21 protein-coding genes and 1 pseudogene are annotated in these 22,809 nt (G+C 63.8%); 7 read left to right on the top strand and 15 right to left on the bottom strand.

From position 1 onward, the window contains the following. Positions 1-172 precede the first annotated feature (172 nt). Entirely contained in the window at positions 173-1,345 is a 1,173-nt protein-coding gene (locus U5A57_RS07465) for a porin (RefSeq protein WP_321909510.1), read from the bottom strand. 220 nt (positions 1,346-1,565) lie between these two features. After that, positions 1,566-1,781: a TOBE domain-containing protein gene (locus U5A57_RS07460; protein WP_321909508.1), complete on the bottom strand. Its 216-nt coding sequence runs from the start codon at positions 1,779-1,781 to the stop codon at positions 1,566-1,568. Positions 1,782-2,080: 299 nt separating this feature from the next. On the opposite strand from U5A57_RS07460, the gene U5A57_RS07455 reads away from it, so the two are divergent. The 3 genes and pseudogenes from U5A57_RS07455 to U5A57_RS07445 all read left to right on the top strand — a co-directional run bounded on the left by U5A57_RS07455 (position 2,081) and on the right by U5A57_RS07445 (position 6,764). Next, the gene (locus U5A57_RS07455; RefSeq protein ID WP_415774590.1) at positions 2,081-4,933 is read left to right on the top strand and encodes a molybdopterin oxidoreductase family protein; all 2,853 of its coding nucleotides are present in this window, start codon (positions 2,081-2,083) and stop codon (positions 4,931-4,933) included. A gap of 13 nt (positions 4,934-4,946) precedes the next feature. After that, positions 4,947-5,678, top strand: a pseudogene (locus U5A57_RS07450) (4Fe-4S dicluster domain-containing protein); the annotation flags it as partial. 135 nt (positions 5,679-5,813) lie between these two features. Then, positions 5,814-6,764 (top strand): dimethyl sulfoxide reductase anchor subunit family protein, encoded by a 951-nt coding sequence (locus U5A57_RS07445; protein ID WP_321909503.1) that lies wholly within the window; start codon positions 5,814-5,816, stop codon positions 6,762-6,764. 54 nt (positions 6,765-6,818) lie between these two features. On the opposite strand, the gene U5A57_RS07440 is transcribed toward U5A57_RS07445, so the two are convergent. The 8 genes from U5A57_RS07440 to U5A57_RS07405 form a co-directional block, all read right to left on the bottom strand. Next, positions 6,819-6,995: a DUF1328 family protein gene (locus U5A57_RS07440; RefSeq protein ID WP_321909501.1), complete on the bottom strand. Its 177-nt coding sequence runs from the start codon at positions 6,993-6,995 to the stop codon at positions 6,819-6,821. Between the two features lie 225 nt (positions 6,996-7,220). Then, the gene (locus tag U5A57_RS07435) at positions 7,221-7,517 is read right to left on the bottom strand and encodes a YciI family protein (RefSeq protein ID WP_321909498.1); all 297 of its coding nucleotides are present in this window, start codon (positions 7,515-7,517) and stop codon (positions 7,221-7,223) included. A gap of 12 nt (positions 7,518-7,529) precedes the next feature. Beyond that, positions 7,530-7,814: a muconolactone Delta-isomerase gene (gene catC / locus U5A57_RS07430; protein WP_158760386.1), complete on the bottom strand. Its 285-nt coding sequence runs from the start codon at positions 7,812-7,814 to the stop codon at positions 7,530-7,532. 53 nt (positions 7,815-7,867) lie between these two features. Then, positions 7,868-9,199 (bottom strand): short-chain fatty acid transporter, encoded by a 1,332-nt coding sequence (locus U5A57_RS07425; protein ID WP_321909497.1) that lies wholly within the window; start codon positions 9,197-9,199, stop codon positions 7,868-7,870. 70 nt (positions 9,200-9,269) lie between these two features. Further along, positions 9,270-10,238 (bottom strand): 3-hydroxyacyl-CoA dehydrogenase, encoded by a 969-nt coding sequence (locus U5A57_RS07420; protein WP_321909496.1) that lies wholly within the window; start codon positions 10,236-10,238, stop codon positions 9,270-9,272. Positions 10,239-10,240: 2 nt separating this feature from the next. Continuing rightward, on the bottom strand, positions 10,241-10,942 hold the full coding sequence (locus tag U5A57_RS07415; RefSeq protein WP_321909494.1) for an SDR family oxidoreductase: 702 nt from the start codon (positions 10,940-10,942) through the stop codon (positions 10,241-10,243). A 46-nt stretch (positions 10,943-10,988) separates the two neighbouring features. Next, a complete protein-coding gene (locus tag U5A57_RS07410) occupies positions 10,989-12,041 on the bottom strand; it encodes a cyclase family protein (RefSeq protein ID WP_321909492.1) in 1,053 nt (350 codons plus the stop codon). A gap of 63 nt (positions 12,042-12,104) precedes the next feature. Next, positions 12,105-12,848, bottom strand: a complete 744-nt coding sequence (locus tag U5A57_RS07405) for an IclR family transcriptional regulator (protein WP_321909489.1) — start codon at positions 12,846-12,848, stop codon at positions 12,105-12,107. Positions 12,849-13,138: 290 nt separating this feature from the next. On the opposite strand from U5A57_RS07405, the gene U5A57_RS07400 reads away from it, so the two are divergent. Then, positions 13,139-14,461 (top strand): MFS transporter, encoded by a 1,323-nt coding sequence (locus U5A57_RS07400; protein ID WP_321909486.1) that lies wholly within the window; start codon positions 13,139-13,141, stop codon positions 14,459-14,461. A gap of 80 nt (positions 14,462-14,541) precedes the next feature. On the opposite strand, the gene U5A57_RS07395 is transcribed toward U5A57_RS07400, so the two are convergent. After that, on the bottom strand, positions 14,542-15,507 hold the full coding sequence (locus U5A57_RS07395) for a LysR family transcriptional regulator (RefSeq protein ID WP_069266119.1): 966 nt from the start codon (positions 15,505-15,507) through the stop codon (positions 14,542-14,544). A 163-nt stretch (positions 15,508-15,670) separates the two neighbouring features. Here U5A57_RS07395 and U5A57_RS07390 point away from each other — a divergent pair, with 163 nt between their 5' ends. Continuing rightward, on the top strand, positions 15,671-17,956 hold the full coding sequence (locus tag U5A57_RS07390) for an NADP-dependent malic enzyme (RefSeq protein WP_321909483.1): 2,286 nt from the start codon (positions 15,671-15,673) through the stop codon (positions 17,954-17,956). 84 nt (positions 17,957-18,040) lie between these two features. On the opposite strand, the gene U5A57_RS07385 is transcribed toward U5A57_RS07390, so the two are convergent. Continuing rightward, positions 18,041-18,310: a hypothetical protein gene (locus tag U5A57_RS07385; RefSeq protein WP_321909481.1), complete on the bottom strand. Its 270-nt coding sequence runs from the start codon at positions 18,308-18,310 to the stop codon at positions 18,041-18,043. A gap of 328 nt (positions 18,311-18,638) precedes the next feature. Here U5A57_RS07385 and U5A57_RS07380 point away from each other — a divergent pair, with 328 nt between their 5' ends. Then, entirely contained in the window at positions 18,639-19,004 is a 366-nt protein-coding gene (locus tag U5A57_RS07380; RefSeq protein ID WP_321909479.1) for a hypothetical protein, read from the top strand. A gap of 30 nt (positions 19,005-19,034) precedes the next feature. On the opposite strand, the gene U5A57_RS07375 is transcribed toward U5A57_RS07380, so the two are convergent. The 3 genes from U5A57_RS07375 to U5A57_RS07365 form a co-directional block, all read right to left on the bottom strand. Then, complete coding sequence (locus U5A57_RS07375; protein WP_321909477.1) at positions 19,035-19,583, bottom strand: N-acetyltransferase family protein; 549 nt, start codon at positions 19,581-19,583, stop codon at positions 19,035-19,037. A gap of 53 nt (positions 19,584-19,636) precedes the next feature. Then, a complete protein-coding gene (locus tag U5A57_RS07370; RefSeq protein ID WP_321909475.1) occupies positions 19,637-20,227 on the bottom strand; it encodes an XRE family transcriptional regulator in 591 nt (196 codons plus the stop codon). Positions 20,228-20,328: 101 nt separating this feature from the next. Next, the gene (locus U5A57_RS07365) at positions 20,329-21,720 is read right to left on the bottom strand and encodes a nucleobase:cation symporter-2 family protein (RefSeq protein WP_321909473.1); all 1,392 of its coding nucleotides are present in this window, start codon (positions 21,718-21,720) and stop codon (positions 20,329-20,331) included. Positions 21,721-21,877: 157 nt separating this feature from the next. On the opposite strand from U5A57_RS07365, the gene U5A57_RS07360 reads away from it, so the two are divergent. Then, positions 21,878-22,657, top strand: a complete 780-nt coding sequence (locus tag U5A57_RS07360; protein ID WP_158760371.1) for a DeoR/GlpR family DNA-binding transcription regulator — start codon at positions 21,878-21,880, stop codon at positions 22,655-22,657. The last annotated feature ends 152 nt before the right edge of the window (positions 22,658-22,809 follow it).

Raw genomic sequence — 22,809 nt, 5'->3', positions numbered from 1 at the left:
TTGCATGACTGACGCGCGCGGGCGCAAGCATCGCAGGGTGAGTGTCTGCGCAACGATGGCGCGCTTGCATGACCTGGCGATGACACCGCCCTTATTCTACGCAGCACAGCGGGCCGCCGCGCTTTTCCCGCGCGGCCCGCTGCGACTTCTCGGCTAGCCGTTAAGCATGAGCTTAGAACTTCAGGCGCATCCCCGCCGCGACGACGGCTTGTGTATTGCTCGACGAAGCCGCGAGGTTATAAATCGACGCATTGCCGAGCACCGGAATGCCTTGCGCTCCGGAAACGCGCTGATACACGCCCTCCAGATACACATCGGTACGGCGGCTCAGCGCATAGTCCGCCTGGAGCATGAACTGGTTCCAGTGCGGCGACGCGTTGCCCTCTGCGCGACTGACCGAACCGTCCGTATAGGTATAGGACCCGCCCAGGCTCAGTTGCGGCGTGAGCGCGTAACGGCCGTTCAGTTCGAAGTTATTGAACGTCAGGTAGTCGGCGTCGAACGCGTTGAGCGAGCCGCCCTGGGCGATCTGCGTGGGTTCGGCAACCATCGTGCGCGTGAACACGAGGCCCACCTTGGCCGGCCCGATCGTATAGCTGCCGCCCGCGCCAAGCGTGCGGGTGCGCGCGGCCACGAACATCGGATCGTTGTCGGTTCCGCTGCCGGCGCTCAGCGCGCCGTTGGTGGTCGAGCCGGGCTCGTTGCCCTGGAAGTAGGCCACGGCCAGGTTGATCGGGCCGCCGTTCCACGAAGCGCCCATCGTGTAGGCGTTATTGTTCGAGAAGCCGCCGCCCTGGTTGCTGAACGCGTAGGCGCCTTCCACCTGGAAGCCCGCGTAGGTTGCGCTGCGGAACTTGACGGCGTTGTTCATGCGCACGTCGTTGTTGAGGTTGTCGTTGTCGAACGGGTGCATCGCGAGGTTGCCGCCGAAGCCGGAGCCCGTGGCCGACATGGGCGCGATCATGTCCACGAGCGCGTCGTACTGGCGCCCGAGCGTGAGCGTGCCGTACTGGTCGCTGCCTAGTCCCACCCACGCTTGCCGGCCGAACATATAGCCGCCGTTGGAGCCCTTGCCGTTGACGACCGAGAAGCCGTTCTCGAGGTCGAAGATCGCCTTGAGCCCGCCGCCCAGGTCTTCCGTGCCGCGCAGGCCCCAGCGGCTCGTGCTCACGTTGCCGGACTGCATGCCCCAGGTCGTGCCATGACCCGTGGACGACTTCTGATTGCTGACGTAGTCGAGGCCCGCATCGACCGTGCCGTACAGCGTAACGCTGCTTTGTGCGTGAGCGCTCGTGCAGGCGGCGGCCGCCGCGAGCGCGAGGATGTTCAACAACGCTTTTTTCATTTCGGTTCCGTAGAGAAGGAGAGATCTTCGTGTGTGGCGGAACCGGAAATTTAGGCGCGGGCAATGACGCAAACGTGTCGAAAATGGCCCTTAAAATGAAACTTCGTTTAGGTTCTTGATGCCTTCAGTTCATGGGACGCGTTAGGTTTCAAATGATGGTTGATAATTCAACCAAATAGCAGAGAGCCGACGCTGACAGGCAGCCGGTCGAAATGACGCGTCAAGGCACTGAAAGGCTGACGTCAGACGATTTGACGATGGCAACGACCATCGCGCCGGCTTTCAGGCCGAGCTGGTCCAGAGTCCGGGTTTCGATGACGGAGGTGAAGATGCCCGCCGCCGTGGCGACATCGACCTCCGAATGCTCCGCTCCTCTGATAATGCCGACGATTCGGCCGGGAAACTGGTTGCGAACGCGGGGCGCTGGAATATCCATGATTCGCAAACGTATGGAGGTTGGGTGGCGAAGCGCTGGACCATACCGCGCTGCGTGGCTTTCAGGAAATCAGGGTTTCCCGCAGCAGGGTAAGCTTATCGAAACTATCGGATTTCGTGATGGCTGGTATCCGGAATGCAAAGTTGAGTAGTCAATCACACAGGCCTACCATCTCTAGCGCATAGATGGCGTGCCGTGGCGGTTCCCGGACACCCGTCAGTCGTTATTGGAGGCCTCTAGTGGACCACGGCGCCCGAACTCAAGACGAAAAGCTGGAAATCAAGACCACGACCTGCTACATGTGCGCGTGCCGCTGTGGCATTCGCGTGCATCTGCGCGAAGGGGAAGTCCGTTATATCGACGGCAACCCCGAGCATCCCTTGAACCAGGGGGTGATCTGCGCGAAAGGTTCGTCGGGCATCATGAAGCAGTATTCGCCGGCCCGCCTCACGCAGCCGCTCATGCGCAAGCAGGGCGCCGGGCGAGGCGAAGCGCAGTTCGAGCCCGTTTCGTGGGACGTGGCGCTCGAAACGATCGAGAAGCGTCTCGCCCATCTGCGGGCAACCGACCCCAAAAAGTTCGCGCTGTTCACCGGCCGCGACCAGATGCAGGCGCTCACCGGCCTTTTCGCCAGGCAGTTCGGCACGCCGAACTACGCCGCCCACGGCGGCTTTTGCTCCGCGAACATGGCCGCGGGCATGATCTACACCATGGGCGGTTCGTTCTGGGAATTCGGCGGCCCGGACCTCGACCGCGCGAAACTTTTCATCATGATCGGCACGGCGGAGGATCACCACTCCAATCCGCTCAAGATCGCCATTTCGAAGTTCAAGCGTGCGGGCGGCCGCTTCATTGCGATCAACCCGATCCGCACCGGCTACGCGGCCATTGCCGACGAATGGGTGCCCATTCGTCCCGGTACGGACGGCGCGCTGTTCATGGCGCTGATCCACGAACTGATCGAGGCCGACGCGTACGATCACGAATTCGTCAAGCGCTTCACCAACGCGGGCGAACTGCTGGACATGCGCACGCAGAGCCACACGTTCGGCCTGTTCGTGAAGGACGCGAACCTCCCAGAGGGCAATCCGCTGTTCCCGCAAAACCATCTGTGGTGGGACGAGAACACCGGCCGTGCGGTGCAGCATCACACGCCCGGCGCGCAACCCGCGCTCGACGGCCGCTATGTGCTCGACGACGGCACGCCGGTGGCGCCTTCATTTGCGCTGCTGCGCGAGCGCTTCAAGGAGACGACGCCCGAATGGGCGCAGGAAATCACAGGCATCTCGGCCGACACGATCCGCCGCCTCGCGAGCGAGATGGCGCAAACGGCGCGCGACCACAAGATCACGCTGCCGATTGAGTGGACGGATGCCTGGGGCGTGAGGCATGAAAGCGTGACGGGCAACCCCATCGCTTTTCACGCCATGCGGGGGCTGGCCGCGCATTCGAACGGCTTTCAGTCGATCCGTGCACTCGCCGTGCTGATGTCGCTGCTCGGCACGATCGACCGGCCCGGCGGCTTTCGTCACAAGTCGCCGTATCCGCGCGCGGTGCCGCCTTCGGCCAAGCCGCCAAGCAGTCCGAACGATGTCAAGCCGAATACGCCGCTGCCGGCCGGGCCGCTCGGCTGGCCCGCGGCGCCGGGCGACCTCTTCATCGACGAAGCGGGCGAGCCGGTGCGTATCGACAAAGCCTTCTCGTGGGAATATCCGCTCGCGGTGCACGGCCTGATGCACAACGTCATCACGAACGCATGGCGAGGCGACCCGTACCCCATCGACACCTTATTGATCTTCATGGCCAACATGGCGTGGAACTCGTCGATGAACACGAGCGAGGTCCGCAAGATGCTGACCGACCGCGGGCCGGACGGCGAGTACAAGATTCCGTTCCTCGTAGTGTGCGACGCGTTCCAGTCGGAAATGACGGCGTTCGCCGATCTGATCCTGCCCGACACGACCTACCTCGAGCGGCACGATGCGATGTCGATGCTCGACCGGCCGATTTCGGAGTTCGACGGGCCGGTGGATTCCGTGCGCGTGCCGGTGCTCGAGCGCACCGGCGAGTGCCGCCCGTTCCAGGAAGTGCTCGTCGAGTTGGGCAGCCGCCTGAAGCTGCCCGCATTCACGACGGCCGAAGGCGAGCGCAAGTACAAGGACTATCCGGACTTCATCGTCAACTTCCAGACCGCGCCTGATTCCGGCGTGGGCTTTTTGATTGGCTGGCGCGGCAAGGACGGCGACAAGGCGCTCGTGGGCGAACCCAATCCACGCCAGTGGGAGGAATACGCGAAGCACAACTGCGTGTTCCATTACACGCTGCCGGAAGAACTTCAGTACATGCGCGGCGTCAATGGGCCTTACCTGCAATTCGCCGTGGAGAAGGGATTCCGGAAGTTCGCAGAACCCATCCTTATCCAGCTCTATTCGGATGTCATGCAGAAGTTTCGCCTCGCCGCGCAGGGCAAGACGGATGCGCGCCAGCCGCCCGAACATTTGCGCGAGCGCGTCGAGCGCTATTTCGATCCGCTGCCTTTCTGGTATGCGCCGCTGGAACTCGCGACAACCGATCTCGAACGCTACCCGCTCGCGGCGGTCACGCAGCGCCCCATGGCGATGTATCACTCGTGGGATTCGCAAAATGCATGGCTGCGGCAGATTCACGGCGAGAACTACCTGTACGTGAATCCGCGTATGGCGCAGGAAAACGGCATCGAGGACGGTGGATGGATCTACGTCGAATCGCAGTGGGGCAAGGTGCGCTGCATGGCGCGCTACAGCGAGGCGGTCGAGCCGGGCACGGTGTGGACGTGGAACGCCATTGGCAAGGCCGCCGGCGCATGGAATCTTGGCCCGGACGCCAATGAGTCGCAACGCGGTTTCCTGCTCAATCACCTGATTACCGAAGAACTGCCTTTCGGCGACGGCCGGCGCGTTTCGAACTCGGACCCGATCACTGGGCAGGCCGCGTGGTACGACGTGCGTGTGCGTGTCTATCCGGCGGAGGCCGATGCCGATCACACACTGCCGCAGTTCGCGCCGATGCAACCGCTGCCAGGTTCGACCGGCACGGTTGGCCGGATTCAGGCGTATTTTGCGGGCGGTGGCAAGTTTGCCGCGCGCTTGCGCAATGTTGTGACAGGCAAGTAAGGAGGAATCCGAAATGACGCAAATGGCGTTGGTGATCGACCTGAACGTCTGTGTGGGGTGCCACGCGTGCGTGACGAGCTGCAAGGAATGGAATACCTCGGGGCAGGCGGGGAGTCTTTCGGACGTGCGCCCCTACGACGCCGATCCGTCCGGCACCTTCTTCAACCGCGTGCAGACCTATGAAGCCGGGGAGTTTCCGAATTCGGACACCATTCACTTCCCGAAATCGTGCCTGCACTGCGAGGACCCGCCGTGCGTGCCGGTTTGCCCCACGGGCGCGAGCTTCAAGCGCAAGGAAGACGGGCTCGTGCTCGTCGACTACGACAAGTGTATTGGCTGCAAGTATTGCTCCTGGGCCTGCCCGTATGGCGCGCGCGAACTGGACGAAGAGCGCAAGGAGATGACCAAGTGCACGCTGTGCGCGGACCGCATCTATAACGAGGCGCTGCCCGAGCGCGACCGCAAGCCCGCTTGCGTGCTCGCGTGCCCGACATCGGCGCGTATTTTCGGCGACATTCACGACCCCGAGTCGGATGCGTCCAAGGCGATTCAGGCGCGCGGCGGCTATCAGTTGATGCCCGAGTGGGGGACGAAGCCCTCGAACCATTATCTGCCGCGTGTGAAGACCGAAAGCAGTTGTGGCAGCGGTTCGTGCGGGTGCGGCGGTGGCGCATCGGCGGCGTCGCCGGTGAACATGCTCGAAGCCGGCGAGCCGATCAACCTCGCGAGCCTGGCGATCCGGCGCGGCACACCGGCCATGTCGCGCGATAAGCGACTCGACGCTCAACTGGATTCGGGCAAGCTGAATCTGGCCACCTTTGCAACGCGAGTGAAGTCGCTATTCACGCGTGCGCGGCCGGTCGCGACGAAGGAGATTTGAATGAGACCCGCATTTTCGGTTGTTTTCCTGACCACGCTTTCAGGTGCGGGGCAAGGTCTGTTGATCGCGCTCTTTGGCGTCGAGTGGCTTGCGCGAATGCATCCCGAGTGGACGGCGTTGCAGGGAATCCCTCAGCCGTTCTATATCTGCGGTGCGGGGCTCGCGGTTGCGCTCGGTGCGCTGGGGCTCTTCGCTTCGGTCTTCCATCTTGGGCACCCGGAGCGCGCGTGGCGCGCGATCGCCATGTGGCGCACTTCGTGGCTTTCGCGTGAATGTCTCGCGCTGCCCGTGTTCCTCGCAACGACGTTCCTCTATGGTCTGGCGCACTGGATGCATGCACCGTGGTCGTTCACCATCGGCGCGATTGCCGCGCTTGCGAGCGTCAGCCTTTTTGTCTGCACGGCCATGATCTATGCGTGCCTGCGCTTTCTGCAGGAGTGGGCCACGCCGCTTACGCTGGTGAATTTCGTGCTGCTCGGCTGTGCCTCCGGCTTCACGATCGCAACGGCTAGTGCCGCGTTGCTTGCGCCCGGCGTCGTGCCGGGCCTTGGGTTCGCGGCAGGTGGGTTGATTGTGGCCGCTTGCGTGGCTCGCGTTGCCGCGCTCGCACGCAATCAACGTTTGCATCCGCGTTCTACGTTGCAAAGCGCCACGGGCATCAAGGCTGAGAAAATCAGGCAGATTTCGCGCGGCTTTACGGCGAGCGCCTTCAATTTGCGCGAGTTCTTTCATGGGCAGTCCGACGCCGTGATGCAATGGGTCAAGTGGGGCTTTCTCGCGGGCGCATTTGTCGTGCCGCTGGCGTTGCTTTTACTGGCGCTGCATACGTCTTCCGCAACGTTGTTCGTCGCGGCGTGCGTTATTCAGTACGCGGGACTCGTTGCGGAGCGCTGGTTTTTCTTCGCGCAGGCGCGTCACCCGCAGAACCTGTATTACCAGCGTGCGGCCTGATGGGGCAAGAGGGCATCGGCACCGCCGATGCCCCGGTACGCGTTCACGCTCTGATCAATCGACTATTTTCTTCGTGACCACGAGTGCAATCACGAGGAATACCACGCACAGCACGACGAAGATAAAGAACAGGATCTTGGCAATGGCGGCTGCGCCGGCCGCCAAGCCTGTGAAGCCGAAGATGGCCGCGATCACGGCGATCACGGCAAAGAACAGGGCCAGCTTGAGCATGGTCGATTTCCTCCTCGCGTGAGAGCGCAGCCATGTAGGCTGTGCTGCTGGATGGACTGACGGCGCACCTGCGCAGCAATCGATGTGCCCGAGCCGGATGGCGAATGAAAAACGGCCCGGCGTGTGGAGGTGCACGCCGAGCCAAAAACGGCGCTGCACAGGGGAGCACAGCGCCGTCGAGGGTCGATAGCGAACTTCGCGTTCGCGAGGAACTGCGCGTCGCGCTTACAGGTAGGAGGTTCCGTCGATATAGGCCTTGCGCCAGCGAACGATCTTCACGCTTTCGAACAGCCCGACATGCGTGAACGGATCCTGCGCGATAAAGCGCTCGGCTTCTTCGCGGGTTTCGAGGTCGACGATATAGATGCCGCCGCCCGCGCTGCTGCCGTCGTCGTTGAGTTTCGCACCGCAGGCGAGCAACAGCGCCTTGTTTTGCGCGAGAAATTCCAGGTGCGCGTCGCGCTCGCGCACGCGCACCTCGGCGTGGCCGGGCTTGTCGAACGTTTCGATGAGAAAGGGCATGGCGCGTTCCTCTTAATTGGGCACGATGGCCGAGGGGTGCTGGGCGAGCGGCGTCACGCTGATCTTCATGAACGGGAAGAGCGGCAGCGCGGAAAGCAGCGTATGGAGTTCGTCGTTCGATTCGACATCGAACACGCTGTAATTGGCGTATTCGCCGGCCACGCGCCACAAGTGGCGCCATTTGCCTTCTCGTTGCAGCTTCTGCGAGAACGCTTTTTCTTCGGCCTTCAGGGCGTCGGCGAAGGCGGCGTCGGTGCCGTGCGGAATCTGCACCTGCATGTGCACGAGATACAGCATGAATGGTCTCCGTTAAAGGTATGGGTTCAGGGGCAGGCTCGTTTCAGGTCCCGTCAGCCCCAGGCGAGAATCGCAACCGAATAAACGATGCCGATCCAGAACATCATGATGACCGTGTAGCCCATGATGTCCTTGAGTTTGAGCTTCGAGAGCGCGAGGGCCGGCAAGATCCAGAACGGCTGCACGAGATCGTTCCATGCGTTGCCGAGCATCACGGCCGTCGACGTATGGCCCACGGAGGCGCCGATCGTCTTCGCCGCTTCGATCATGAATGGTCCTTGAATGACCCAGTGGCCGCCGCCCGAAGGCGCGAAGAAGTTGATGACGAACGAGCTGATCAAGCCCCAGAACGGCAGCGTGGCCGGTGTGGCGACCTTCACGAACGCTTCGGAAAGCGTATTCACGAGACCCGACGACGCCATGATCGCCATGATGCCGGCGTAGAACGGGTACTGCAGAATGATGCCGCTGATCGTCCGAATGCCTTCGTTGAGCTTCTCCACATAACGGATCGGCGTGCCGAGCAACAGGATGCCGAGGAACAGAATGAAGAAGTTGATGAGGTTCAGGTCGATCGAGCCGCCCTGCACGAAGTGCAGCGCGACATAACCCATGCCGATCAGGCCGATCACATAGCTCAGAATGCGGCTGTTGTTCAGGCGGTTGGCGAGCGTGTTGCCTTCGTCGAGATCCACGCCGAGCGCGGCTGCCTTCTGCTGCTTCTCTTCCAGGGCGCGGTCGATCTCCTTGATCGGCTGGCCGGGCTTCGGGTGCAGCCATGCGTTCAGGAGCGGCAGCGTGATGATGGTCACGAGGCTCGTGATGAGCATGGTGGGCGAGAAAATCGTTTCGGAGAGCGGAATGACGCCCATTTGCGCTTCGAGCGGATGCCCCTTCGTCGAAATCAGCACGGGAATGCTCGCCGAAAGCCCGAGGCCGTAGAGCGTAAAGCCGCTATAGGCCGAAGCGATGATGAGCGGATAGTGCACGCCTTTCACACGCAGCGCGAGTTTGCGCGCGACGATTCCGCCCACCACGAGGCCGAAGCCCCAGTTCAGATAGCTGCCGATGCCACCCACCAGCGTCGCGACAATGATCGCCATGCGCGGGTCGTTCACGCGTGCAACGACTCGGTTCAGGAAGCGGTCGGTGAGCGGCGCTGTGGCGAGCACGTAGCCCATTGCGAGAATTACCGCCATTTGCGTGGTGAACGCGAGCAGCGCCCAGAAGCCCTTGCCCCAGCTCGTGGTGAGGGCCGTGACGGCTTGCCCTTGCACGATCACGGCAAGCGCCATCGTCAGCAGCGTGAGGCCGATCGCGAACACGAAGGGATCGGGCAAGTACCGGCGCATCAGCTCGGTAAAGAAAGCGGTGACTTTCTGCATGGAAGTGTCTCTGTCTGAATCGTAATAGTTGTCGGGTCTCTTCGGCTCTCGGCGCGTGCGTTCGAGGCGCTTATGAGTCGTCGTGGCTTCGGGTCTTGCGATGGCGGGCGAGATGCATGAGCTGGCGGTCACGCCAGCCCACACGCTCGTCCCATTGATCGAGCGGCAGCGCCGCGCGTCTTGCGGCCTCGACCTGTGCGACGAGTTCAGGCGTCCACGGGTCGTGCTGGCCGCGTTCGGCGCCCATGCGTGCGTACGATGGGCCCATCTTCTGCGCATGCGAGGCGATGCCGCCGCGCGTGTTCAGATCGACGGTCTCGAACGGGCCGATCACCGACCAGCGCGGGCCGAGGCCTTCGCGCATCACGGTGTCGATGTCTTCCACCGATGCCACGCCGTCGCGCACGAGGCAATACGCCTCGCGCAGCACCGCGCCTTGCAGGCGGTTGAAGATGAAGCCTTCCACCTCGTGCTTCACGCGCACGGGCTTCATGCCCGCTTCGGCGTAAAGCGCGATGGCGTGCGTGGCTGCGGCTTCGGACGTGAAGGGGGCGGGCACGACCTCGATCACGGGCACGAGGTAGGGCGGGTTGCCGGGGTGAGCGACCAGGCAGCGCGCGCGGCCCGGCAGCGTTTCGTCCACGAATTTCGAAGCCGCGAGAAACGACGAAGCGCTCGCGAGGATCGCTTCGGGAGGCGCTGCGCGGTCGAGCTGCGCGAAGATCTCGCGCTTGAGTTCGGCGCGCTCGGGCGCGCATTCCTGCACGAGATCGGCTTCAGCCACGGCGGCTTCGAGCGTGTCGACAATCGCTACGCGCGCGGCGATCTCGCTCGCGCTTTCGTCGAGCAGGGCGTAGTGCGTGAGATCGCCAAGGCGCAGTGCAATCTCTTCAGGCGCGGCGGCGCGGCGCGCAGCGTCGGGATCGTAGAGACGCACGCGCCAGCCGGCCCGCGCGAAGCAAATCGCGAACGCCACGCCAATGCTGCCCGCGCCGACAATGCCGGCGCGCCGCTGCGTGGGCGTATCTGGGGCCGTCATCGTCAAACCCCCGCGACGCCAACGGTCATGCCGCCGCATACGTAGAGCACCTGGCCGGTCACGAAGCCGCTGCGCGCATCGAGCAGATACGAAGCGGCGTGCGCGACGTCGTCGGGCGTGCCGACGCGCTTCACCGGTACGGCATTGATGATCGCCTCGGTGCGCGGGGCGCCGGGCGGATTGGCGCGGTCGAACAGTTCGGTGCGGATGGGGCCTGGGCCAATGGCGTTCGCGGTCACGCCGAACGCGCCCAGTTCGAGCGCCCACACGCGCGTCATGCCGATCAACGCGGCCTTGGTGGCCGAATAGGCCGTGCGCAACTCTTTGCCGAGCGCGGCGCGCGACGACATGTTGACGATGCGTCCAAAGCCCGCGGCCTTCATGCCGGGCAACAGCGCCTGCATGCACTGCTGGGCGCAGCGCACGTTCAGGGCCCAGGCGCGTTCGAGTTCTTCGAGCGTCTGGTGCTCGGCGTCGTTGGGCACGACCACGCCCACGTTGTTGATGAGGCGCGTGATCGGGCCGCCTTCCAGCGCGCGCTCGAGCGCGGCCGCCGTTGCCTGGGTGTCGGAGAGGTCGGCGATGATGCCGTCGCCCACGCGGTCGATGACGACGGCTTCGTAACCGTCGGCCTCGCAGCGCGCAGCGCACGCGGCGCCGATGCCGGCGGCGGCGCCGGTAATCAGGACTCTTTCTTTAGCCATGTTTTCTCGGGAATTCGGATAAAACAAAGGATTGCGAATTAGTTCGTCAAACCGTTGCAACCGGCGTGACGGGCGAGCCCATTGCACCCGGCAACCGCAGCGGCGGCGCAGTGAGCATGAACCGCGAGCGCTTGTGTTCGCGCAGCCACAAAGCGAGATCGCGCAAATACCAAAGTTCGCCCAGCGGCAGGCCGAGCTTGAAGAGGCAGTGGTGATGCAGCGGCATGAGCGGGTGGTCGCCAGGCGTGGCCGGCGCGCGCGCGGGATACCGTTCGACGGCGTAGTTGTCGGCGGCGAGCGCGGCGATGCCTGAGTCGGTGATCCATTGCAGCAGGCGTTCGTCGCGTCCGTCGAGTGCGCTGCAGTGGCTCGACAGAACGGCCTCGTCGGGCTGGCGGTTCATTTCGAGCACCATCTCCGCGAAGCCGGTGCGCAGCACGAGCATGTCGCCGCGCTCGACTTCCACGCCGTCCGCCTCGATCACGCGCATCAAATCGTCGTAGCCGACGGTGCGAAACTCGCGGCCAAAATGCGCGGCGAAATCGATCAGCACGCCGCGGCCTTGCATGCCCTTCACCGCAAGATGCTCGATGCCGAGCACATCGGCATGGCTATGCTCGCCGCCACAGGCGTGGGGCGCGAAGTTGTCTTCGGCGCGATATTCCATCGGGCCGACCACGTCCACGTTCGCGCGATAGCCGTTGTAGTAGACGCTCTCGGCCATACCGTCGCCGTTGGCGTCGAAGCGCGCGCCCACATGGGCGAGCGAATCCCACTGCGTGGAGTACTGGAGCGAGAGCAGCACCTGATCGTCGCTCACCACGTCGGTTGCGCCCGCAACGTTCCGCGCGAACGGGAAGTTCACATACGGGAGGCCGTCGCGAAAGGTGGGGCGCAGCACCGGCGGATGGCGGCGCACGTTGAGCTTGCTGTCACCGGGAAAGTCGAGCGGCAGGGAGAGCGTGAACGTGAGCCCGGCCCGAATTTCCTGCGCGCCCTTGAGCACCTGCTGCGCGCCGATGAGATTGGGGCGGCCCAATTGATCGTCGGGACCGAAATCGCCCCAGTTCGAGCCTTCCGGCCGGTTCTTCCAACGCATGCTTTTGCCTCCACTTCGGGATTTCCGCGCTCGCGCGACGCTACATCGGGTGCCCGAGGGGTCTCAGGCGGCGAGGAGCGACGGCGGGATTTGCGCGTACACCTCGAGCAGCGCCTTCACGGCGTTCTGCTCGTTGTTCAGAAGACGCGCCTTGGGCGCGCCGATGACGAGCGCAAACGCCTCGCCGTGAATCAGGAAACCGCGCGCGAGGCCGGCCACGTCTTCCACGCTCTCGCCCGTCGAACGATGCCAGCCGTCCGTCACGCCTTGCTCCACGTCGCGCTCGAACGCGGCGCGGTCAATCGCTGCTCCACTGGCCGAGTGCAACTGCGGCTCGACACTGTCGAGCAGTTTGCGGCGCGCGGCGGGCGCGAGCGCGCCGAGTAGCGCCTTGCCCGCAGCGCTCGCGATGGTCATGAAGCCGCCCGGCTCGTCGCTGTAGCGGATCTTCTGGCGTGACTCCATCACGTCGAGATAGACCACGCGGTTGCCCGCAAGCGTGGCGAGCGCGGCGGTTTCGCCAGTGGCGTCGCGCAACGCGGAAAGCAGCGGCTGGAACATCAGCGTGAGCGGGTCCTCACTGCAGATGTCGCGCGCCACGTGCAGCAGACGCTGCGTGGGGTAGTAGCCCGCCTTCACGCCCGGCGCGTACAGATAGCCTTTGGCCACCATCGTCTGCAACAGCGCGTGGCAGCTCGACAGCGGGATCTCGGTTCGACGCGCAATTTCGCTGTAGATCATCGGCTGCCGGACTTCGGCAAAGAGGTTGATCACGTCGAAGACGCGCACTGCAGTTTTCACATCCATGAGAGCATTATCGGCATACCGATAACCAGCTGACAATACGGTTACGGGTAAACACCTAAGTCGCCGCAATCACGGCCCGCTCGGGCGGCGGGAGGGCTGAGGGTTATCCCTTGGTTGACGCTAGCGAACGACCGTTTCATAGTCCGCACCTTCTGGCGCTTTGTTCGATAAATGAAAGGTAGTTCGAAAGGCGAACGTGATCGCAAGGCACTTTCGAATCGAAAAAGCCCGGGAAACGGCGCGTTTCGCTCTGGAAACCGCCGCTCGAAATCGAAATCTGGAGACGTCTCTTGGCAGCAACCTCCCTCGACACCCAGCATCGCCAGGCTCGCAAGGCGGGCATCGCATCGTTCGTCGGCACGACGATCGAGTGGTACGACTTTTACGCGTACAGCACCGCGGCCGCGCTCGTGCTCGGTAAGCTGTTTTTCCCATCGACGAATGCGCTGATCGGCACGCTGGCCGCGTTCGCCTCGTTTTGGGTTGGCTTTCTCGCGCGCCCGATTGGCGGCATCGTGTTCGGCCACCTCGGCGACAAGGTGGGCCGCAAGAAAACGCTGATCGTCACGCTCATGCTGATGGGCGGCTGCACCACGCTCATGGGCCTTTTGCCCACGTACAACCAGGTGGGCGTGCTCGCGCCGGTGCTGCTGATCCTGCTGCGTCTCACGCAGGGCATCGCCATGGGCGGCGAATGGGGCGGCGCGGTCGTGCTTTCCTCGGAACATGCGCCCAAGGGCAAGGAAATTTTCTATTCGGCGTTCGCGCAGCAGGGCTCGCCCGCGGGCAATCTGCTCGCCACGGTCGCGTTTCTCGTGATTTCCATGCTGCCTGATCACCAGTTCATGACCTGGGGCTGGCGCGTGCCGTTCCTGATGTCGGCGGCGCTCGTGGCCGTGGGGCTCTTTATCCGCATGAGCGTGGACGAGTCGCCCGCCATGAAGGAGTTGCAGGCAAAGAACAAGGTGGCGAAGCTGCCGATCGCCGAAGTGCTGCGTCATCACAAGGGCCTGGTGGCGATGGGCGTGGGCGCCTGCGTGATCGCGCTCTCGGCCACATACTTCAAGACGACGTTCGCACTTTCGTGGGCCGTGACCTCGATCGGTTTCGACCGCACGCAGTTCCTGAGCGTCATCACGTTCGCGATTGTCGTGCAGTTGATCGTGCAACCGTTCGGCGCGGTGCTCGCCACGAAGATGGACCTCAAGAAGGCCATCATCTACATGCTCGTGCCCGAGATCGTTGCGCTGCCCCTGATGTTCTCGATGATCGCCACCGGGTCGACGAAGCTCGCGATGATCGGCATGGCGCTCGCCTCGATTCCGCATTCGCTTTACTACGCGGCCATGGCGGGCATGCTGGCGAAGGCTTTCCCCGCGCAGGTGCGCTACACCGGCATTTCGCTCGCTTACCAGATTTGCGGCATGGTGTTCGCGGGCACGACGCCGATTCTCGGCCAGTACCTGTTGAGCGCCACGGGCAGCATTCTTTCGGTGGTGGCGCTGGGCGTGGTGCATGTGCTCATCACGCTGGTTTGCGCGCTGATGCTGGTGGCGCGCATGCAGGGCGAAGGCACGCTGGAGACGCAGAGCGCGGTGACGGCGCGGGTTTGATCTGCTGAATACCTGTGATGCGTGACAGACGGGGCGCGGGCGATTGGGTCCGCGCCCTGTTTGCGTTCAGCCTTAACCGCTCACCCCCGCGCCTTCTCCGCCTCCTGATACAACTCGCGCAGCGACTGCCCAAAGGTGGCGTCGACGTCGCGCAGCACGCCCGCGCGCGTGAACATCGCGACCGGCGGCAGCGTCCAGTCGAGCGTGTACGGCACGATGGCCACGCCCGCGAAGTGCACGAGTTCCTCGGCAATATCGGCGGGCACGATCGACACGGCGTTCTCGTTCGTGCTGATCATTTCGCCGATCAGCCGCGACGTGTAGCTCTCCACGATCGGCACGGGCGGCGCCACGCCCGCGTGCAGGAAGAGGTCGGAAATCTGCTCGCGAATGGGCGTGTGCGGCGCGCCCAGTATCCAGTCGAGTTCGACCAGCTTTTCCCAGTCCAGCTTGCCGCGCGCAAGCCGCGCCGCGAGTCGCCGGCTCGCGATGAGCCGCGGCTTTTGCTGATGCAGCACCTCGAAGCGCAACTGCGAGACATCGACGGCGGAAGACGCGCGGCCGATCACGATATCGAGCGTATGGTCGCGAAGCTGCGGCAAGAGCGCGTCGCTCGTGCCTTCGTGAATCGTCATGGTGACGCGTTGCGGCAGCCGTGACTGCGTAAGGCGAATGGCCGCGGCAAGCGTGCGCCCCGAGATGAACGGAATCACGCCCACGTGCACGCGCGTGGCGTGGCCGGCCACCACGGCTTCGATATCGCGCGCGAGGTGGTCGAGGTCGTGCAGCATGGCCTGGGCGCGCGCGAGCACCACGTTGCCGAGCGCCGTGGGTGTCATGCCGCGCGGCGTGCGGTCGAAGAGCGGCGCGCCGAACATGCTCTCCATTTCGGCCAGCGCGTTGGTGACGGCGGGCTGGCTCGTCGCCATGTGTTCCGCCACGCGCGTGAGCGAACCGTGCTGGCGGATCTGCAGGAGCAGGACCAGATGGCGCATTTTCAGGCGCGTATTCAACCGCCTCGTCACGTCGTCAATGCTGAAAGACACGATTCCCCAGGGTATTACGAAAAAATGATGGCCCCATACTAAATCAAAATGGACACGTTATGAGGGCTCTCTAGAATCGCCTCATTCGAACACGCCAGGCCGCGCCAGCCCCGATCCAGGCTGGCCAGCGCGAGCCGGGCCCCGTCCATAGCGAGTGAGGAACATGAACAAGACCGATCGTCAAGCCGCGCTGGAATACCACGAATTTCCCACCCCGGGCAAGATCTCGGTGACGGCCAGCAAGCCGCTCGTCACCCAGCGCGACCTCGCGCTCGCCTATACGCCGGGCGTGGCCGTGGCCTGCGAGGAGATCGTCGCCGATCCGCAGAACTCGTTCCGCTACACCGCTCGCGGCAATCTGGTGGGCGTGATCACGAACGGTACGGCCGTGCTGGGTCTCGGCAACATCGGCGCGCTGGCCTCCAAGCCGGTCATGGAAGGCAAGGCGGTGTTGTTCAAGAAGTTCGCCGGCATCGACGTGTTCGACATCGAAGTGACTGAAAGCGATCCGGACAAGCTCGTGGACATCATCGCGAGCCTCGAAGCCACGTTCGGCGGCATCAATCTGGAAGACATCAAGGCCCCCGACTGCTTCACGGTCGAGCGCAAACTGCGCGAGCGCATGAAGATTCCGGTCTTCCACGACGATCAGCACGGCACCGCCATTACCGTTTCGGCCGCGTTCATGAACGGCCTGAAAGTGATCGGCAAGGACATTACGAAGGTCAAGGTCGTGACCTCGGGCGCGGGCGCGGCGGCGCTGGCGTGTCTGGACCTCATGGTCGATCTGGGCCTGCCGCTCAAGAACATCTGGGTGACCGACATCGACGGCGTGGTCTACCAGGGCCGCACGACGCTGATGGACCCGGACAAGGAACGCTTCGCGCAGGACACCTCCGCGCGCTCGCTGTCCGAAGTGATCGAAGGCGCGGACGTGTTCCTCGGCCTTTCCGCGGGCGGCGTGCTCAAGGCGGAGATGGTCAAGAAGATGGCCGACAAGCCGCTGATTCTCGCGCTGGCCAACCCCACGCCGGAAATCTTCCCCGAGGTCGCGCTCGAAGCGCGCCCGGACGCGGTGATCGCCACGGGCCGTTCGGACTTCCCGAACCAGGTCAACAACGTGCTGTGCTTCCCGTACATCTTCCGCGGCGCACTCGATGTGGGCGCTACGACCATTACGCGAAACATGGAAATCGCGGCTGTGCACGCGATCGCCAAGCTCGCGGAAGAAGAACTGAACGACTCGGTGGCTGCCGCGTACGGCGCCTACGATCTGCGCTTCGGCCCGAAGTACCTGATTCCGAAGCCGTTCGATTCGCGCCTGATCGTGCGTATCGCACCGGCCGTGGCGAAGGCCGCGATGGAAGACGGCGTGGCCACGCGTCCCATCGACGACTTTGGTGCGTACACGAACGAGCTGCAGCAGTTCGTGTACCACTCGGGCGCGTTCATGAAGCCGATTTTCGCGGCCGCGAAGCAGTTCGTGCGTGACGGCGGCAAGTCGCGCATCGTGTTCGCCGAAGGCGAGGAAGAGCGCGTGCTGCGCGCGGTGCAGGTGATCGTCGACGAGAAGCTCGCGCGTCCGATCCTGATTGGCCGCCCGGAAGTGCTGCTCGCCCGCATCGAGAAGTTCGGCCTGCGCCTGAAGCTCGGCGAAGACGTGGAAGTCACGAACCCCGAGTACGACGAGCGCTTCCACCAGTATTGGACGACCTATTGGGAACTGCGTTGCCGCGACGGCATTTCGAAGGAAATGGCGCGCGTGGAAATGCGCCGCCGTCTCACGCTGATCGGCGCGATGATGGTGCGCCTGGGCGACGCGGACGGCATGGTGTGCGGCACGGTGGGCGCGTATCACGACCACCTGCGTTTCGTCGACGAAGCGATCGGCATGCACCCGAACGCGAAAACGTACGCGGCGATGAACATCCTGCTGCTCGACAAGCGTACGGTCGCGATCGTCGACACGCACGTGAACGACAACCCGAACGCGGAGCAGATCGCCGAGTTCACGCTGGCGGCTGCGCGCCAGATGGAATGGCTGAATCTGCAGCCTAAGGTTGCGCTGCTCTCGCGTTCGAACTTCGGTTCGGGCAGCTCGGCTTCGGGCACGAAGATGCGTGAAGTGCTCAAGCTCGTGACCGAGAAGAATCCCGATCTGGAAATCGACGGGGAAATGCACGGCGACTGCGCACTGGACGAAGCACTGCGCCTGCGCATCCTGCCGCATTCGAAGCTCAAGGGCGCGGCGAACCTGCTCGTGTGCCCGAACGTGGACTCGGGCAACATCGCCTACAACCTGCTCAAGACGGGTGCGGGCAGCAACGTGGCGGTCGGCCCGTTCCTGCTGGGTGTGAATGCGCCGGTGAACGTGCTGACGTCGAGCTCGACGGTGCGACGCATCATCAACATGGCCGCGCTGACCGTGTTGCAGGCGAACCGCGACTGAGCGTAGACAGAGGACGCACGACCTGCGTCCTGATTAAAAAACGCGCGATGGCTTGAAGCCACCGCGCGTTTTTTCTTTTGCGGATCAGGCCGCGCTTTCGGCCAGCCGTTCGTCGATCAGGCGGCAGGCCGCGCTGTAGCCGCCCATCAAGGCGTCGATATCGGAGCTGAAGGGAAGGCCGGCGGCATTCTCGATTTTCAGGGGCGAGGGCAACGCGCACTTGTCGTTGGCCGCGATGCTCACCACGGCCGCGTAGCGAGGACGTTCGATTTCGGGTCGTTCGCGCGGGACTGTGCCGTTCGCTTCGACGCCAACGCGGATTGCGTAGCCGCGATATTCATAGGTGCGATTCATGACTGCATTGCCGTACAGATTACAGCGTGCAAGGGTACGGCATGCGAGCTTAAGTCAACCTTACGTAAGCGCTGAATGAGACGCCAGGGGGTAAGTCGAAAGGCGATGAAAGGCGCTGGTTAGTAAGGTGCGCAAAGGATTATCTTCCGATGAAAAAAGCGCATGCACAGGCGCCTTTCCTTAAGGTTCTCTTCAGCTTCGAGCAGGCACGATCTCAAAACTCCGCCCCGCGTCGTACGTTGCCATGCGTGTGACATTCGCGAGGCGTAGTGTGGAACCAGCCAGACTGGATATCGTTGTCAGCGCAACTTTCTTGAGTGCAGCCCCCATGAAGCCGCCGACCGATCGCCTGCACGCGTACCTGTTCGTCGCTTCGCTTTCGGCGATCCTGATTCAGGTCGCCGTGTTCATCTCGATCCTGCTGCTGCACGTGCCCGAACGCGCCTTCGAGTCGTCGCCGTTTCGCGTGGCCGTGCTTGCGGTGACAGGCTGCGTGCTGCTCGCCGTGCGCCTTTTCGTGCGCGGGCAATCGCGGCGTGCCACGCGCGAAGCCGAGTCCCGCAACCGCAGCCAGGCGAAGCTACGTGCTACGCGCGCGGCGTGCGCTTCAAAGCGCGCGGCTCGCGCGCCGCTGCGCGCACGCCATCTCCGCAATGCCATGACCGCGGCTGCGGCCCGGTCGATCGCACGGTAACGCGCTTATCGCAGGCATTGCGCGCGAAGTTCAGCCATCCACGGGCGGGGCGGGCATCTCGAGGTTGAGCTGGTAAAAAGCGGCGTCGAGCCAGCGTCCGAACTTGAATCCCGCTTCCTTGATCGTGCCCGAGTGCGTGAATCCCAGCTTGGCGTGCAGCGCAATGCTGCCGGCATTGGTGGCGTCGATGCAGCCCACGAGCACGTGAATCTGTTCGCCACGGGCGCGGCGGATCAACTCCAGCAGCAGGCGTTCGCCGAGGCCGCGGCCGCGCTGGTCGCGGTGCACGTAGACGCTGTGCTCGACCGTGTACTTGTTGGCGGGAAACGCGCGGAATGTGCCCCAGCTCGCGAAGCCGAGCAGCGTGCCGGCTTCATCCACGGCGCCCACTACCGGAAAGCCGTTTGCGCGCTTGGTGCCGAACCACGTGGACATGGCCTCGGGCGCGCGCGGCTTGTAGTCGTAGAGCGCGGTTGAATTGACGATCGCGTCGTTGAGGATCTCGAGAATCGCCGACGCATGGTCCGCTTCGTTGCAATCGATGAAGCGCACGCCATCGCTCTGTGGGTTCGAATTCATATGGAATCCTCTTTAAATGAAAAGGGTGGCAGATTCAGACGCATCAGGCGCATTCAGATACCGTTGACGTCGCAAATGGCAACGACATAGTGCGCGGCGTGCGAGCCTGGATTGCTGAAGATCAGCGGCTGATCGAGCCGCATGGCGAGGCAGTCGCCCGCATGCAGCGAATGCCGCTCATTGCCCAATTCCACGTCGATGCTGCCTTCCATCACCCAGACCTGCTGGTGAATGACAGTGTCGCGGCCGCCCGTTTCATAGGCGACGCGCGCGCCGGCGGGGAAATCCACTTCGACCAGCTGGATCGGCGAAGGCCAGTTGGGCGGCGACACGCTCCGGCGCATATAGCCCGACTGCGGGTCGCGCCACTGCGCCTGCTGTTCGCGGCGCACCAGGGGCTCGGCGGGCGTGCTCTCGCCGCTTGCGCCGAAGAGGCTCGCCATCGAGACCGACAGCCCCGCCGCGAGCTTTTCGAGCACCACTGCCGTGGGGCTGGCGGCGCCGCGCTCGATCATCGAGATCATCGAGCGGCTTACGCCGCTGCGCGTGGCCAGCGCGTCCAGCGTCAGGCCGCGCGTGGCGCGCAAGTCGCGCACGCAGCGGGCGATACGCTCGTTGATTCCGGCGTCGGTCGGGCTGTCCATTGGGTTTGCTTCCAAGATGATGGAGTCATTATCCAGTAAATTGGAAATTGCGGTCAATAAAAAAGCGCACGGCCCGGCGTCGGGGCCGCACGCTCGGCGCGTTAGCGCGTTTCCGGCAGGAACCAGTTCATCACGAGCGCGCAGATGCCGCCCGTGGCAACGCCCGACTCCAGCACGTTCTTGAGCGCATGCGGGAGGCTGGTCAGGATCTCCGGCACCTGCGAGACGCCAAGGCCCAGCGCGAGCGACACCGCGATGATGAGCAGGGCGCGGCGGTCGAGGCGCGTGCCCGCGAGGATGTTGATGCCCGAAGCGGCTACCGCGCCGAACATCACCATGGCCGCGCCGCCCAGCACGGGCTCGGGCACGGCCTGCAGCACGCCGGCCACGCTCGGGAAGAGGCCCAGCACGACGAGCATGCCCGCGATCCACAGGCCCACGTGGCGGCTGGCGATGCCGGTGAGCTGGATCACGCCGTTGTTCTGCGCGAACACGGAGCTGGGGAACGTGTTGAAGAAACCGGCGAGCAGCGAATTGAAGCCGTTCACGAGCACGCCGCCCTTGATGCGCTGCATCCACACCGGACCTTCCACCGGCTCTTTCGAGACCTTGCTGGTGGCGGTGACGTCGCCGATCGCTTCGAGCGAGGTCACGAGGTAGATGATCAGCATGGGCACGAAGAGCGACCACGAAAAGCCGAGGCCGAAGTGCAGCGGGGTCGGAATCTGGAACAGCGCGGCTTCGCGCGCGCCGGTGAAGTCGAGCCGACCCATTGCGCCCGCAACGATATAGCCGATGGCGAGGGCGATGACGAGCGCCGTGCTGCGCACCCAGACGATGGGCACGCGGTTGAGCACGATGATGGCGCCGAGCACGAGCCCAGAGAGCGTGAGGTTCTGGACGCTCGCGAAATTGCCCTTGGCGATGGCGCCATAGCCGCCGCCCATGCTGATGAGGCCGACCTTGATGAGCGTGAGGCCGATCAGCAGCACGACGATGCCGGTGACGAGCGGCGTGATGAGCCGCTTGATGAAGGGCAGGATGCGCGACACCGCCATTTCGACGAACGAGCCGGCGATGACGACGCCGAATATCGCAGCCATCACGGTTTCGACCGGTGTGCCCTGTTTGACCATGAGGCTGCCGCCCGCGATGAGCGGGCCGACGAAGTTGAAGCTCGTGCCCTGGACGATGAGCAGGCCCGCGCCGAGCGGCCCGACGCGCTTGCATTGCAGGAACGTGGCGATGCCGGAAATGACCAGCGACATCGAGACGATCAGCGTGGTGTCGCGGCTGGAAACGCCCAGCGCCTGGCAGATCAGGAGGCCCGGCGTGACGATAGGCACGAGGATCGCGAGCAGATGCTGGAGCGCGGCCACGAAGGCGATGGTCGGCGCGGGGCGATCGTTCGGGCCGTAGACGAGGTCGTGGGTGGTTTCGTTTTCGTCGGCGCCGTGGGAGGCGGCGCGCGGGGTTGATGAGGCGGATTGCATCGGGAGCGGCGGGTGAGCGGAGAAAGCGCAGCATTTTAACGGAAGCGCAGGGGGAACCCTGGGGGCGCCCGCAGTCCCGATTAACCGGCTTTCTCCTGAATCGGGTGGGCGAGCCTTTACAATAGGCCAAGTCCTCATACGTCTGCCAAAAGAGCCAATGACACGAGATCCTCGCCTCACCCTGAACGCGCGCCAGCAGGAAATGCTCGAATGGGTGCAACGCGACGGCTTCGTCACGGTCGACGATCTCGCCTCGCATTTCGACGTCACGCCGCAGACCATTCGCCGCGACGTGAACTGGCTCGCCGACATGAATCTGCTGCGCCGCTATCACGGCGGCGCGAGCCTGCCCACGAGCGCGGAAAACGTCTCGTACAGCGCGCGGCAACACATGTTTCATGAGGAGAAGCGCCGTATCGCGGCGCTCGCGGCCCAGCACATTCCCGATCAGGCTTCGCTCTTCATCAACCTCGGCACCACGACCGAGGAAGTCGCGCGCGCGCTCAATCATCATCAGGGCCTGCGCGTCGTCACGAACAACCTGAACGTGGCGAGCGTAATGAGCGGCTATCCCGACTGTGAAGTCATGATCACCGGCGGCGTGGTGCGGCCCTGGGACAAAGGCATCGTCGGCGAGCACACCATCGACTTCATCCGCCAGTTCAAGGTGGATTACGCGATCATCGGCACCTCGGCCATCGAAACCGACGGCACGCTGCGCGACTTCGACACGCGCGAGGTGCGCGTGGCGCAGGCCATCATCGAGCATGCGCGCACGGTTTATCTCGTCGCCGATCATTCGAAGGTCGGCCGCCCCGCGCTCGTGCGCCAGGGGCATCTGAGCCAGGTTCACGCGCTCTTCACCGACCAGCCGCTGCCCGAGGAAATGAACGAGGCGGTGCTCGCGGCGGGCACGCAGGTTCACGTCGCGGCGTAAGCCGCCGGATTTGCCTACGCGCTTTATCTGAGGCGCGCGCCGTCCGCGCGTTTTCTTCCTTTCCGATCTGCAATTCGACGCGTTGCCTCGCGCAAACGTGTTGGCGCCCCGTTTTCATTCGCGCCTGACGAACGTTCGAAACATGTTCGAAC

The sequence above is a fragment of the Paraburkholderia sp. J11-2 genome (genome assembly GCF_905220185.1).
Lineage (GTDB): Bacteria > Pseudomonadota > Gammaproteobacteria > Burkholderiales > Burkholderiaceae > Paraburkholderia.
The sequence above is the reverse complement of the archived record's forward strand: the minus strand, read 5'-3'. Positions and strand labels throughout refer to the sequence as shown.